Source organism: Caulobacter sp. GW822-FHT01G02, assembly GCF_058802865.1.
In genome coordinates, this window is the sequence record NZ_JBXAON010000001.1 from 372,615 (window position 1) to 385,975 (window position 13,361).

A 13,361-nucleotide genomic window follows, 5' to 3' on the forward strand; every position below is an offset into this window, starting at 1 on the left:
GTCGTGACGCATCATCGTCCGATGACGGGGGAATCGGGGCGCGAGTGGACGGGGGCTGACCTCGCCGTGGTGGTGGGCGATTATGTCGCCCAGCTGGAGAAGACGCTCGCCGGCAAGCCGGTCGATCGCGGCGCTCACGATCGCACCGTCCGCTTCGTCACCGGCAAGTCCGACATGCCGATCACCTGGAAACAGGGCGAGATCTCGGCGGTGCTGTCGCTGATCGGCCTGCCGATCCTGCGCGACCAGCCGCCGCGCTGGTCGTACGACACCGCGCTGCTGGAGGCGGTCGAGGAGCAGCTGGCCGCCAAGCCGGCCCTGCTCAGCGCCGCCGTCCGCCCCGCCTCGCTGTTCACCGCCCCGCCGGCCGTGCCGCTGATCGAGGCCGCGCCGCCCCGGCCGATGCCGATGGACGAGCGCCTGATCCGGGTGATCCAGCGCTTCGACATGGGCGGGCGCGAGGCCGACGACCGGTTTCTGAAGGGGCTGGGCGTCTCCAGCATCATCGCCTTCGAGGCCCGCCGCCTGTCCGATCGCGGTCGCCCCGACCTGGCGGCGAAGATCCGCCCCTCCCGCGACGGCGACCCGGACGGCTGCGACGTGATCGGCTTTGGCCTGGACGAGACCCCGCGCCTGATCGTGGTCAAAACCACCCTCTCGGGCGAGGTCTCTCCGTTCGGACTCAGCCAGGCCGAGTTCGACCTCGCCGAGGCCCGCCCCGAGGCCTTCCGCATCCGCCGGGTCTACGACCTGCTGGGCGAGGCGCGCTTCTACCGGATGAAGCCGCCGTTCGGGTGAGGGCTTCCGGACTCCGGAGCGGCTAGGACGCGGCCAGGCGCCGCCGGCTCGGATAGGGCGGACGGGATGGCGGCCAGGTGCGCGCCGGGACCTTGCGCGCCGGACGCGGCTCGGGCTCGTTGAAGTCCATGATCGTGATGTCCAGCTCCTTCAACGCGTAGGCGGTCGTGCGGTCGGCCGCCTCCAGGGCGTCGGCGTCGTCCTCGCCCAGATAGTCGCGGCGAAAGCGCATCACCCGCCGCTTGAACAGCGCCGGCACGCTTTCGGGCTTCAGCAGCATGGCCAGGGCCAGCAGGTAGATGCTGCGGAACATCAGGTCGGTCTCGTGCTCGACCGCCGCCTTGGTCGGCCGCCAGTCGACGAAGCCCGTCATCAGCAGCTTGGCGCGCTCGCCGTCGAAGCCGTCGGCCGTCGCTCCCGCCAGGGCGGCCTCCGAAGGCGGCTGCGGCGCGGTCAGCCGCGCCAGCCGATCGGCCAGGGTGGTCAGCCGCAGCGCCTCGTGGTCGCGCCCGTCCTGGATCGCCGCCGCCAGCCGGGCCATCGCGGCGTTGCGCAGGGCGGACGGGTCGGTCGACAGCGGCGCGGCGTTGAAAGCCTCCACCGCGTCGTCATCCGTCAGCCAGACCTCGCCCGGCAGGGGCGTCGGCCGCCGGAGGCGCGCGGCCGTCTCCGCCTCGGTCTGGGCGTCGGCGTGGGCGCGCGCGACGGCGTCGCTGTTGGCCTTCTTGGTCCAGCCCTTGGCGCCGGCGCGACTATAGATGCTGCGCGTCGAGACTTTCCATTTGGCGGACAGCTCGGCGGCGGTCGCGCCGTTCTTGTACTCCGCGGCGATCTTGGCCCAGGAATCCTCCGAGAGGCGGAACCAGGTCGGGCGGGCGTCGGGATGTGTCTTTGTCATGCCCGCCAGTCTGCGGCCGCGCGAGACGGCGGGGACAGAACGGCGTCGAAAATCGACAAGGCGTTGAAAAGGCGGGGTCTCAAGCGCTCGAACTAGGAGTGTATCGGCGGGCGTTCAGCTTTGCCGAAGCTCCGTGAAGAAGTCCTCGAGCAAGGTCGCGCGTTCGCGGTAGGGAGTATGTCGGCTGAAATGAGCCGTGACGTCGGCGACGATTTGCTCCGGCGCGCGCGCGTCTTCCGTCGAATTGGCGGCCCACGCCCGACCAGGGTGCAGGGTGTCCCAAGGAGAGCGCTTGTTCGCCCGCGTGGTGGCGCTGTCGCCGTGTTTGCCCAAGCCGTAGAGCAGGTTCGTCTCGTTGTTCCAGATCGGTTTGAACAGATGGATCAGATAGTCCTCGGCGGCCGTTTCCCAGCCCGATTGAACGACGAGAAAGCGTGCGTCGAAGTCGGCTACATCCAAGGTCGAGACGGCCTTGCCGATATTCTTTCGGTGCTCGTTCAAGCGCGCCGCGAGCCGGGGGCCTTGATCCCGGGCGCTATGAGCGCCCTGCTGAGCGGGCGCGGCCTGGCCGACATAGATCGGCGTCTCCGTCCCGGATAGCGGAGCGTAGAGCGGGTAAGCGCCCCGATAGTAGATCGCGTAGACGCCCGATCCGTAGAACTGGCCGATCGTACTCAGGGGCGCGCGTTCCTGCGCCACCATCGCCAGGGCCGTGAACCGCCCGATCACCTTGGGATTGCTGGGGTCGAAGACCGAGCGCGGCATGGCGATCGGGTCCAGTCGCCGCAGCGCGGCTTCCAGAGTCTCTATGACGTCGCGAAGCTCGTGATCGACCTTGCGGCGCGCGACCGGTGAAAAAGGCGCGGTATCAGCTAGGCTGGTCAGGGCGGCCACGCGCTCGCGCAGCGCGGCGATCTCGGCGTCGAGGGAATTGGTTCTGCTCACGCCGCGTAGCGTAGCTTCCTGGCGACGTCCTTGCCAATGACCTCGGCCAAGCGAACCGGCACGGCGTTGCCGAGCTGGCGCATGACCTCGCTCCAGGCCCCATGGAAGATGAAGCTGTCGGGGAAGGTTTGCAGGCGCGCGCTTTCCCGGATCGAGAAATAGCGCACCGTGCCATCGGGGCGGGCCAGCATGTTCTCGCCGCCGGGCACGCCGTGGACGCCGGCCTTCAGGGTCTTGGCGGGCTCGTCCAGTGGACTGCCGGTATGGCCGGGATAGGACCGCGCGCCAGGCTGGAAGCGGTGGTAGGCGACCTTGGCCGCGCGTCTCGGGTCCAGCTCGGGATCGGGCAGGTCGGCGATCGCGTCGCGCACCGTGCGCCAGGCGACCTCGCTCGGCTTGTCGCGCAGCGCCAGGGCGCGGGCGGGCGCGTCGGAAGGATCTGGGCGCCGTGCCTTGGCGACCTGGTGCGCGTCCCAATAGTCGCCCGAGCGATGTTGCGCCCATAGCAGCGCGTCGGACGAGTGGGTGGCGACCGGGAACGACCATTCCAGGTCCAGGTCGTCGCGGAAGCCGACGAAGATCACCCGCTCGCGCTTTTGCGGCACGCCATAGTCGGCGGCGTTCAGAACCCGGGCCACGACCCGATAGGCCAGGCCGTCGCGCGCGCCACGCAGATGATGCTCCTCCAGCCGCGCCAGGTGCTCGGACCAGTCCTCGTCCGGGCGGGCGACCACCTCCGGATGCTCCAGCTGCAGACGGATATATTCGAAGTAGTTGCGGAAGCTGGCCCGGGTCAGGCCCTTGACGTTCTCGAACACGAAGGCCCGCGGCCGCGTCTCGCGCACGGCGCGGATCGCGTGGGGGAACATGTCGCGGGTGTCGTCATAGGCCCGGTGCTTGCCGCCCAGCGAGAACGGCTGGCAGGGCGGACCGCCCGAGACCAGGTCGACCTGGCCCTCCAGGCCCTTGAAGTCGACATGGCGCACGTCGCCCTCGACCTCGGGCCAGCCGGCCATGGGCGAGGCCGGACTCTGGCGGTTCTCGGCGATGGTCTCGCGGCAATAGCGGTTCCACTCGACCACCTTGGCCGGCTTGAACCCGGCCTGGCACAGGCCGATGCCCAGCCCCCCGGCTCCCGCGAACAGTTCGATCGACTTCATGAGTCCAAGAATGTTCTAATTTCGTTCTCAAGGAAAGCCTCGTCCTTGAGCCCACATTCCCAGAGGGTCAGCGCGCTCCAGCCCAGGGCTTCAAGCTCCGCCAGCTTGCGAAGATCGCGGGCGCGATTCCCCTCCAGCTTCGGGATCCAGAACTCGTGCCGTGATTTGGGCAGCCGCGCCAGCTTGCAGTCCGGATCGGGGTGGCGATGCCAGAAACACCCGTGGACGAAGATCACCTTCCTCCGGCCGGGAAACACCAGGTCCGGCCGCCCGGGCAGCTTCGCGCCGTGCAGGCGGTAGCGGTAGCCCAGGCGGTGGACCAGCCGCCGCACCAGCATCTCGGCGCTGGACCCCTTGCCCTTGACGCGAGCCATGCGGGCGCTGCGTTCGGCGGGGGAGAGGGGGTCGACCACGCTGAGGTGCAAGTGGCGGCTATTCGAAGCTAATCAATCTCTAGATTTTTTTCCGGACCTGGCTCTCTGTCGTCCGGGTCTTTTAAGCTGGAGCGCACTCGGGCTACAGCTGTTTGATTTTCTTCAACATATCGTCGAGCATCTTCGAATGAATTGTGAAGCCACCCGGTTGACGTTTGTCTTTGTGGTTGTGACATGTTGAACCTTCCACCCTGCGATGAGAAAGCTTAATCCCTCGAATCGCTAATTGAAACAGCGCTAACGATCACAATTTGCGAGGAAAAATGGCTCTACGATCTTCAGAGGCCGAGCTTGTGATTGGTATTGTTGCGCGCATCGGCGTCGACACAAAGTTAGTTGTCTCTGCAATTCAAAAAATCCTTCGTGAATATAAATATACGCCGGTTGAAATAAAAGCCACTGATGCGATCCGAGAATTGGACAAATTCTCGACTATTGATACTGCAAAATCTAAAGATAGATACGAAAACTTGATTTCAGCATGTAATAAACTAAGGGAGCTAACGGGACAAAACGACATAATGGCGAAATTTGCCATATCTAGAATAACAAGTGAACGGCTATCGATTGATGAAACTGGTTCCAGGATCGGTCGTGTTGCTTATATTGTGAACCAACTAAAAAGGCCCGAAGAGGGTGAGCTGCTGAGATCTCTTTATGGAGAACAGTATGTTCAAATCGCTTGTCATGCGAGACAGGGTGTTCGAGAGCATAGGCTTGCTCAGCTGATATCGAACGACAATCCACGAAAACCTAAGGGGTCGGATAGGACAATCGAAGCGCGGGCGCTCATTCGAAGGGATGAAATAGAGGAAGAAAACCGATGGGGGCAACGGTTAAGGGATGCCTTTCCGGCTTCGGACGTAATAATCGAAGCTGAGACAGAAAAGGGCATATTGTCATCAATCGATAGATTTCTGCGCGCGCTTTTTGGTGATCCGAGAGTTACGCCTACTTCTGAAGAGTATGGCATGCAGCTCGCTCGCACGGCTTCTTTGAGATCTGCCGATCTTTCGCGCCAAGTTGGTGCCGCGATACTTAATCAGTGGCACGAGGTTCAAGCGCTTGGCTGCAATGAGGTGCCGCGTGCGGGTGGCGGGACCTATTGGGAGGGGGATGCGGGGGACCAACGTGAATTTCAGCTAGGGCGTGACAGCAATGATGAGAGAAAAAGGGAGGTGTTGCGCGATCTAGTTGAAAGATTGAGGGAAATAGGAGTTGTAAGAAATGATTTTAACGACCCCTCCTCGTTGGAGGCTTTGTTATTTGACCGGTCTGATAAAATAATCTCAGATTCTCAAATGATGGATTCTTTAGAATACGGTAGAACGATACATGCTGAAATGAATGCAATTACTGATGCCGCTAGGGGTGGTCATTCAGTTAGAAATTGCACATTATATTCCAATACATTTCCGTGTCACAACTGCGCAAAGCATATAATCGCTAGCGGCATAACAAGGGTCATATATAATATGCCCTTTCCTAAAAGCTATGCTGAAGACCTATTTTCGGATTCTATATCTGTAGATCCCGATGGCCCGGTTTCCGGACGCGTGGTTTTTTCGCAATTCGTTGGGATTACGGGGCCGATGTTTGGCCGCGTCTTTGAGAAGAAGAAATGGAAGTCGACTGATGGGATGGTGCCGCAATTCAAGAAGGGCACTGCGACTTTTGTCAGAAAAACCCCAGCTCCGGCCTACGCCGAAGCTGAAGCGATTATCCGCCAAGAGCTTCAGTCAACTCTTTTGGGTGCATCCATCAACGTGGTTGCCCCAGAGAATTAACGCCTTGGTATTGGCGATAGCTGGTGCTTTATTATCCATCTTCTGTCGCGGAAAATATCCGATCAATCCTCGTCCATCTTCAGGGCCGCGATGAAGGCTTCCTGCGGGATCTCGACCTTGCCGAACTGGCGCATGCGCTTCTTGCCGGCCTTCTGCTTGTCCAGCAGCTTGCGCTTGCGCGAGGCGTCGCCGCCGTAGCACTTGGCGGTCACGTCCTTGCGCAGGGCGCGGACGGTTTCGCGGGCGATGATGCGGCCGCCGATGGCGGCCTGGATCGGGATGACGAACATGTGCTGCGGGATGAGCTCCTTCATCTTCTCGCACATGCCCCGGCCGCGGCTCTCGGCGCGGTCGCGGTGGACCAGCATGGAGAGGGCGTCGACCGGCTCGGCGTTGACCAGGATCGACATCTTCACCAGGTCGCCGACGCGGTAGTCCTCGACCTGGTAGTCGAAGCTGGCATAGCCCTTCGAGATCGACTTCAGGCGGTCGTAGAAGTCGAACACCACCTCGTTCAGCGGCAGGTCGTAGACGACCATGGCGCGGTTGCCGACATAGCTGAGCTCGCGCTGCATGCCGCGACGGTCCTGGCACAGCTTGATCACGCCGCCGAGATACTCGTCGGGGGTGAAGATGGTGGCCTTGATCCAGGGCTCGCTGATGCTCTCGATCTGCATCACGTCGGGCAGGTCGGCGGGGTTGTGGAGCTCCCGCTCCGTGCCATCGCGCATGTGGATCTTGTAGACGACCGAGGGCGCCGTCGCGATCAGGTCGAGGTCGAATTCGCGGGACAGGCGCTCCTGGATGATCTCCAGGTGTAGGAGGCCGAGGAAGCCGCAGCGGAAGCCGAAGCCCAGGGCGGCGCTGGATTCCATCTCGTAGGTGAAGCTGCCGTCGTTCAGGCGCAGCTTGCCGACGGCGGCGCGCAGGTCCTCGAAGTCGGCGGCGTCGACCGGGAAGAGGCCGCAGAACACGACCGGCTGGACTTCCTTGAAGCCCGGCAGGGCCTGGGCGGTCTGCTTCTTCTCGTCGGTGATGGTGTCGCCGACGGCGGCGTCGGCGACTTCCTTGATCGAGGCGGTGAAGAAGCCGACCTCGCCCGGGCCCAGCTCCTGCACGTCGGTGGCCTTGGGCGTGAACACCCCGACCTTGTCGATGCGGTGGGTGGCGCCGGTCTGCATCATGCGGACCTGCTGGCCGGCCTTCAGCGCGCCATCGAAGATCCTGACGAGGACGACCACGCCCAGATAGGCGTCGTACCAGGCGTCGACCAGCAGGGCCTTCAGCGGCGCGTCGCGCTCGCCCTTGGGGGGCGGCAGGCGCTTGACGATGGCTTCCAGCACGTCGTGGATGCCCAGGCCCGACTTGGCGCTGGCCAGCACGGCGTCGCTGGCGTCCAGGCCGATCAGGTCCTCGATCTGGGCGCGCACGCGCTCGGGCTCGGCGGCCGGCAGGTCGATCTTGTTGAGGACCGGGACGATCTCGTGGTTGTTGTCGATGGCCGAATAGACGTTGGCCAGGGTCTGGGCTTCCACGCCCTGGCTGGCGTCGACGACCAGGATCGAGCCCTCGCAGGCGGCCAGGCTGCGGCTGACCTCGTAGGCGAAGTCGACGTGCCCGGGCGTGTCCATCAGGTTGAGGATGTAGTCCTCGCCGTCGTCGGCGTGGTACTTCAGGCGCACGGTCTGCGCCTTGATGGTGATGCCGCGCTCCTTCTCGATGTCCATGTTGTCGAGAACCTGGGCGCTCATCTCGCGCGCGGTCAGGCCCCCGGTCTCCTGGATCAGACGGTCGGAGAGGGTGCTCTTCCCATGGTCGATGTGGGCGACGATTGAAAAGTTGCGGATCTTGTCGAGAGGCGTCGAAGTCATGGCCGTGCGCATATCACATTTGGCCCGCTTCGCGAGGGCCTGAACATGTCCCGTCCGCGGCGACGCTTTGGGCATGCTTAACCGGTCGTTAAGTTTGGAGCCGCAAACCGGTCTCAATGGCTTGCAACAGTGTTGCAATGAAACTGATCCAGAGGGCCTGACATGGACCGTCGCAAGCTGATCCTCTCGGGCGCCGCCGTCGGTCTGAGCACCGTGGCGACCGAGGCCCTGGCCCGCCAAAGCCGCTACAGCGAACAACTGCCGCCGCCGCAGCCGATCGGTCCGGCGAGCCCCGCTCCAGCCGACCCGTACGCGTCCTCGCCGCCGCGGCCCGTCGCGCGGGACGCCTATGCCTCCCCGCCCCCGTCTCCGGCGCCGGCCTCGAACGGCACTACGCCGGCCTACGACACCGGCCGCGCCCAGACCTACTCGGCCGACGAGATGATCCGCGCCACGTCCGACTTCCTCGGCGTGACGGCCGAGAGCGCCGGCGCGGCGATCGAGAAGATCTTCAAGGAAAAGGGCCAGCCCACCGCCTATATCGCCGGCGAGGAGGGTTCGGGCGCCTTCGTGGCCGGTCTGCGCTACGGCCGCGGCCTGCTCTACATGAAGGGCCGTCCGACCCTCGAGACCTTCTGGCAGGGGCCGACCATCGGCTGGGACTGGGGCGGCAACGCCAGCCGGGTCTTCACCCTCTGCTATAATCTGCAGTACCCCGACGCCATCTTCCGCCGTTTCCCTGGCGTGGAGGGCAGCGCCTATCTGATCGGCGGCCTGGGCGTGAACTACCAGAAGGCCGACGACATCACCCTGGCCCCGATCCGCGCCGGCGTCGGCCTGCGCCTGGGGGCCAATGTCGGCTACCTCGGCTACAGCCGCAAACGCCGCTGGATGCCGCTTTAGCCGTCGTACTCGATCGCGTAGCGGAAGCCGAGCGACTGGTTCGGATCCAGCGTCACGCGCCAGGCGACCATGCCCTGGCGGATGTCGTGCTTCCGCGGTTCGCTGGTCACCCGGAAGGCCGGCAGGTTCGGGTTCTGCCGCACCTCGATGGTCACCGGGATGGTCTTGGCGTTCGAGAGATCGACCTCGTAGGTCCGGCGCACGCGACCCTTCCTCAGCGTCTCTTCGGCGACAAGGCGCGGTCGGGCCAGGATGTCGACGGCCTGGCCGATGACCAGATCCAGCGGTTCGCCGACGGCGACGTCGCGCACGGCCTGCTCGCCGGCGAAGGTCGGGCGGCCGTCAATCGTCTCCATAGCCGAGAGCGCGCCGGAGGGCAGGGGCTTGCCCAGGCCGTTTCGTACCGTGTTGTCCAGGCGCAGGGTCACGGCCGGCGCGCGGAAACCTTCATCCTCACGACCGCTGTCCCACGGATTGATGGTCACGACATAGAGTCGCTGGAAGACGACATCCTTCTGGTCGAGGAAGGCCACCTGCTTGGTCTGGCGTGGGTTCAGGGTGACCGGCGCGGGCAGGGTGTAGAGCTTGTAGTCGCCCAGGTTCGACTGCTCGGCCAGCTTGACGCGCGCGCCGGTGACGGTCGGAACCGGCGGCGCGGCGGAGATGACCGGCGGAATGGGCAGGGGCGGCGGCCCAAAGTCCGCGCGCGCCTGGACCTGGACGCCCGCGTCACTCTCGATCCGGTGCGTGGTGTCCATCGGCCAGCAGTTGCGGCTGATCGACAGGGGGCGGCCCCTGTCGACGCGCACATACCGCCGCGACAACCGCCCGGCCACGGCCTGCGTTCTGGCGTCGGCGAACTGGCTGCCGCCGCTATTGACCAGGGTCAGCCAGCCGGTCAGGTCCAGCCGCTTGCCGTCCGGATGGATGCGCGCGACATAGTCGGCCTGCCAGTTTACACCCAGCGCCAGGTAAGACAGCGTCAGCTTCACGCGGGCGGGCGCGGGGACATCGACGATGGTCGACAGGCTGGGCTTGTCGGTCAGGCCGTCGGGAACCGACGACAGCACCAGGCGCTCGGGCCCGCCGGAGCAGCCCAGGGCCTCGACGCCTTCGGCCGTTTGGATCATCAGACCGTTGGGTCCCTGCAGCAGCATAGCGTCGACCGTCCGTTGGCGGCCGGTCTTGCGGTTGGTGCGGACCACCTGGATCGGCTGGCCCAGCGACCGTTCGACCAGGGTCCCGGGGCTGAGCAGAGCGTAGTCGTAGTTGCGCTCGACAGCCTTGCCCGGCAGCCCCTCGACCGCCGCGCTCTGCGGGATCAGGCCCTCGGCCACGCCGTCGAAGCGGATCGTGTGGCGGCCGGCGGGCAGGTCGACGGTGCGCGTTTCGGTGACAAGGATCAGGCCCTTTTCAGCGGCCTGGGCGCGCTGCCAGGCGTTCAGCGCCTGGAACGGTCCGTCGCCGTCGCGATAGAGCGTGACGGCCACCGTCTCGGGCGCGCGGGAGGCGATGGTGTCTGCATGGGCTGGGAGCGCGGCGGCGAAAGCGAGCGCGCCCGCCAGGGCGCGCATCCTCACCACCCAGTCTCCACGGTGAAGGTCAGGGTCGTCTCGCCGTTGGCCGGGACCGGCACACTCCAGCCCAGGGTGCGGGCGTCGATGACGCGGCTCTTCAGGCTCTCGGCCTTGACCTCGCCATCGCGCCACAGGCCGCCCTGGCGCAGCTCGACGGTCACCGGCTGGTCCTTGGCGTTGCGCAGCAGGTACTTCATCTCGTAGCGGGTGCGGGTCTTGGAGACCCGCGTTTCGGCCACAAGGGTCGCCTGGCTGGAGACGTCGAACGCCTCGCCGGTCTTGATCGACAGCTCCGAGCCGGCCGGCGTGTGGCCGATGGCGTTCTCGCCGACGAACTTCGGATCGCCCGCCGCGTCGCGCATGTAGACCCGCATGACCCCGGCCGGCAGCTGGCTGCCCAGGCCGCCCAGCCTGCCGTTGCTGAACTGGATGGCGACCACGGCCTTGACCGGCTCGGCCTGGGTGGAGAACCAGCCTTCGCGCACCTCGTAGACCTTCCTGGCCGCGACGCCCTGGGCCGACAGGAAGCCGACCTGCTTGTTCTGGTTGGAGGCGATCGTGGTCCGCTCGGGCAGGGGGTAGACATAGTAGTCCGCGATCCGCGCGCCGGTCCCGTTCTCCGCGCCGGCGCGCACCACGCCGGGAACGCCGCCGGGGGTGACTCGACGGGGCTGGCGATAGGTGTTGGTCGAGGTCAGCTGGTTGACGTCGCCGGCCACCAACTGGGTCTTGGCGTTCTCGAACGGCGTGCCGGAGGTGTTGGACAGGGTGATCCAGCCTTGCAGGTCCAAGGCGTTCCTGGCCTCGTCGAACAGGGCGACATAGTCGGCCTTCCACGACAGGCCCGAGGTCAGGTAGCTCAGCTTGGCCTGGCGCGGGCCGGCGTTGGCGGCCTCGATGCTGACCGACAGGGTCGGGCGGGCGCGCAGGGTCTCGGGCACCTTGTCGAAGATCACCCGCGTGGGAACGCCGTCGTCGCGCAGCACCTCGATGCGGTCGCCAATCTTCAGCACAACGCCCTGGTTGGCGGCCAGCACGGTGGCGACCTCGGTGGTCTCCTTGCCGTCGCCGGGATTGGTGCGGACGATCTTCACCTGCTGGCCGACCGCCTTTTCCATCAGCTTGTCGGGAGTCAGCAGGTCGTAGTCGAAGTTCTGCTCCAGGATGCTGACGCCCGGGACCGAAAGGCTGACGGTCTCGGGACGGATCTGGGCCGAGACGTCCTTGAACTCCAGCTTCTGGCGGCCGGCCCTCAGGTCCAGCGGGCGGGCGTCCTCGACCAGCGCCAGGTCGGAGTTGTAGATGGTGATCGAGACTTCTCGCGCCTGAGCGCGGGCCGCGTCGAGAGGAACCAGCAGCAGGCCAGCCGAAGCCAGCAGAGCGCGACGATGCATCGACGTCCTCCCGTGTGTTTACAAAAGTAAAACAGCACGGGATTACGGCGGAGTCTAGGCTAGGTTGAGCTTAAACCTAACCGCCCCACACCTGCTTCAGGCGCGCATCCCGCCCGCAGCCCGCGCGGTAGAGGTTGTAGTCCAGCGCGTGCCGCTTGGCGTAGTCGCGGTGATATTCCTCGGCGGGATAGAAGACCTGCAGCGGCAGGATCTGGGCCTTCATCGTGCCGGACTTCAGGCGCTTGGCGGCTTCGGCCTGGGATTTTTCGGCGATAGGACGCTGGGCGGGGGTGACGAAGACGGCGGGGCGGTAGGACGGGCCGCGATCGCAGAACTGGCCGCCGTCGTCGGTCGGGTCGACCAGCTTCCAGTAGCGATACAGCAGGAAGCCGTAGTCCAGCTTGGCCGGGTCATAGGTGACGCGCACCGACTCGTAGTGGCCGCTGCGCTCGCTGGTGACGTCGCGATAGGTCGGGTTCTTGACGTGGCCGCCGGTGTAGCCGCTCTCGACCTTCAAGACGCCGGGGATGCCGCCCATGTCGTGCTCCATGCACCAGAAGCAGCCGCCGGCGAACACGGCGGTCTCGGTCTTAAGCGTCGCGGCGGCGGATGCGCCGACGCCGGTGAGGGCGAAGAGGGTGGCGAGGAGGGCGAGCAGGCGGCGCATCGAAGTCTCTCCAGAAGCGGACTTGATCCTAGATACGCAGGGAAGCGCCGAAAGGTTACGCCCGCCAGCCGAAACCGACGCCACGCACGCTGGGACAGGCCGCCAGGCGCGAGGCCAGCACCTCGGCCCGGGCGTCGCCCTGGTCGTCGATCTCGAGGCGAATGGCCATGTGCTGACCTTCGGGAGCGGCGGACAGGGCGCGCAGGCGGGTCTGCTGCACCGAGGCCACGCCCAGCACCCGCATCAGGGCGTCGGGCGTGTCGTCGGTGGTGACGAGGAAGAGGCGGCGTTTCTCTTCGTCCGGTTTGGGAGGGTCTACGAGGTCGCTCACGGTCGGAACCACTGGTGCTCTACCGAGGCCGAGTTGACGCCGGGCCAGGCGGCCAGGTCGCGGGCCAGCAGGCGGGCGGCCTGGTCGCCCAGATGGCGGACGCGCAGGCTGGCTTCGACGATCTGGCCAACCGGCTTCATCGTCAGGCCGCACAGCTCGGCGCCGCTGTCGCTCAGGCCCTGGCGGACGGCCTCAAGGGCGCTGGGCGCGTCCTGGGCGGCCAGCAGCAGTTGGTGGACGGTGACGCCTTCCTGGTCGCTATGGAAGGATGGTGGGGAGGGCAGGTAGCTCATTGGAGTTGGTCCTGTGCATGAGAGACTTGGAGGACCGAGGAACCGCGCAACAAAAAACCCCGCTCGTGGGAGCGGGGCTTTTGGAGATCTTGCGATCCTTCGGCTGTGTGGAGGGTAGGTTTCCTACCGCTTGCGCCGATTTTGCCCCGTTCGAATTCGCACGGTTTTAATCTGGTTGTTAATCATGCTCCACATCGCCACGCACGACATCGCACCCACGGCGGCGAGGCCGGTGGTCACGAAGGCGGCGAAGGCGAAGGTCGATTGCATGTGGAAGCTATGAGTCCAGTTAGCGCTTGTTAC

Annotated in this window: 14 protein-coding genes; 3 read left to right on the forward strand and 11 right to left on the reverse strand. The window is 65.3% G+C overall.

All coding sequences use genetic code 11. From position 1 onward, the window contains the following. The first annotated feature begins 21 nt into the window (after positions 1-21). Complete coding sequence (locus AC1RNC_RS01645; protein ID WP_492884364.1) at positions 22-798, forward strand: protein NO VEIN domain-containing protein; 777 nt, start codon at positions 22-24, stop codon at positions 796-798. A gap of 22 nt (positions 799-820) precedes the next feature. Here AC1RNC_RS01645 and AC1RNC_RS01650 read toward each other — a convergent pair whose 3' ends face one another. The 4 genes from AC1RNC_RS01650 to AC1RNC_RS01665 form a co-directional block, all read right to left on the reverse strand. Further along, the gene (locus AC1RNC_RS01650) at positions 821-1,696 is read right to left on the reverse strand and encodes a hypothetical protein (RefSeq protein WP_492883181.1); all 876 of its coding nucleotides are present in this window, start codon (positions 1,694-1,696) and stop codon (positions 821-823) included. A gap of 114 nt (positions 1,697-1,810) precedes the next feature. Beyond that, positions 1,811-2,590, reverse strand: coding sequence for an Eco29kI family restriction endonuclease (locus AC1RNC_RS01655; protein WP_492883183.1), 780 nt, complete (start codon positions 2,588-2,590; stop codon positions 1,811-1,813). Between the two features lie 47 nt (positions 2,591-2,637). Beyond that, positions 2,638-3,801, reverse strand: coding sequence for a DNA cytosine methyltransferase (locus tag AC1RNC_RS01660; RefSeq protein WP_492883185.1), 1,164 nt, complete (start codon positions 3,799-3,801; stop codon positions 2,638-2,640). Continuing rightward, positions 3,798-4,214, reverse strand: a complete 417-nt coding sequence (locus AC1RNC_RS01665) for a very short patch repair endonuclease (protein WP_492883187.1) — start codon at positions 4,212-4,214, stop codon at positions 3,798-3,800. The genes AC1RNC_RS01660 and AC1RNC_RS01665 overlap by 4 nt, the downstream gene beginning before the upstream one ends. Positions 4,215-4,498: 284 nt before the next feature. Here AC1RNC_RS01665 and AC1RNC_RS01670 point away from each other — a divergent pair, with 284 nt between their 5' ends. Further along, on the forward strand, positions 4,499-6,022 hold the full coding sequence (locus tag AC1RNC_RS01670; protein WP_492883189.1) for an anti-phage dCTP deaminase: 1,524 nt from the start codon (positions 4,499-4,501) through the stop codon (positions 6,020-6,022). Between the two features lie 62 nt (positions 6,023-6,084). Here AC1RNC_RS01670 and lepA read toward each other — a convergent pair whose 3' ends face one another. Further along, positions 6,085-7,893: a translation elongation factor 4 gene (lepA, locus tag AC1RNC_RS01675; protein ID WP_492883191.1), complete on the reverse strand. Its 1,809-nt coding sequence runs from the start codon at positions 7,891-7,893 to the stop codon at positions 6,085-6,087. Positions 7,894-8,055: 162 nt separating this feature from the next. Here lepA and AC1RNC_RS01680 point away from each other — a divergent pair, with 162 nt between their 5' ends. Next, positions 8,056-8,796: a DUF1134 domain-containing protein gene (locus AC1RNC_RS01680; RefSeq protein WP_492883193.1), complete on the forward strand. Its 741-nt coding sequence runs from the start codon at positions 8,056-8,058 to the stop codon at positions 8,794-8,796. On the opposite strand, the gene AC1RNC_RS01685 is transcribed toward AC1RNC_RS01680, so the two are convergent. The 6 genes from AC1RNC_RS01685 to AC1RNC_RS01710 form a co-directional block, all read right to left on the reverse strand. After that, complete coding sequence (locus AC1RNC_RS01685) at positions 8,793-10,370, reverse strand: DUF4139 domain-containing protein (RefSeq protein WP_492884366.1); 1,578 nt, start codon at positions 10,368-10,370, stop codon at positions 8,793-8,795. The two genes, AC1RNC_RS01680 and AC1RNC_RS01685, sit on opposite strands and share 4 nt — an antisense overlap. A gap of 2 nt (positions 10,371-10,372) precedes the next feature. Further along, the gene (locus AC1RNC_RS01690) at positions 10,373-11,767 is read right to left on the reverse strand and encodes a DUF4139 domain-containing protein (RefSeq protein ID WP_492883195.1); all 1,395 of its coding nucleotides are present in this window, start codon (positions 11,765-11,767) and stop codon (positions 10,373-10,375) included. A gap of 76 nt (positions 11,768-11,843) precedes the next feature. Then, the gene (msrA, locus tag AC1RNC_RS01695; RefSeq protein ID WP_492883197.1) at positions 11,844-12,434 is read right to left on the reverse strand and encodes a peptide-methionine (S)-S-oxide reductase MsrA; all 591 of its coding nucleotides are present in this window, start codon (positions 12,432-12,434) and stop codon (positions 11,844-11,846) included. Between the two features lie 55 nt (positions 12,435-12,489). Then, positions 12,490-12,777, reverse strand: a complete 288-nt coding sequence (locus tag AC1RNC_RS01700) for a hypothetical protein (RefSeq protein ID WP_492835177.1) — start codon at positions 12,775-12,777, stop codon at positions 12,490-12,492. Next, entirely contained in the window at positions 12,762-13,058 is a 297-nt protein-coding gene (locus tag AC1RNC_RS01705; protein WP_125156234.1) for a hypothetical protein, read from the reverse strand. The genes AC1RNC_RS01700 and AC1RNC_RS01705 overlap by 16 nt, the downstream gene beginning before the upstream one ends. Before the next feature lie 123 nt (positions 13,059-13,181). Further along, positions 13,182-13,328 carry a hypothetical protein gene (locus tag AC1RNC_RS01710; protein WP_492883199.1) on the reverse strand — a complete coding sequence of 49 codons (147 nt, stop codon included), beginning with the start codon at positions 13,326-13,328 and terminating at the stop codon, positions 13,182-13,184. Positions 13,329-13,361 lie beyond the last annotated feature (33 nt).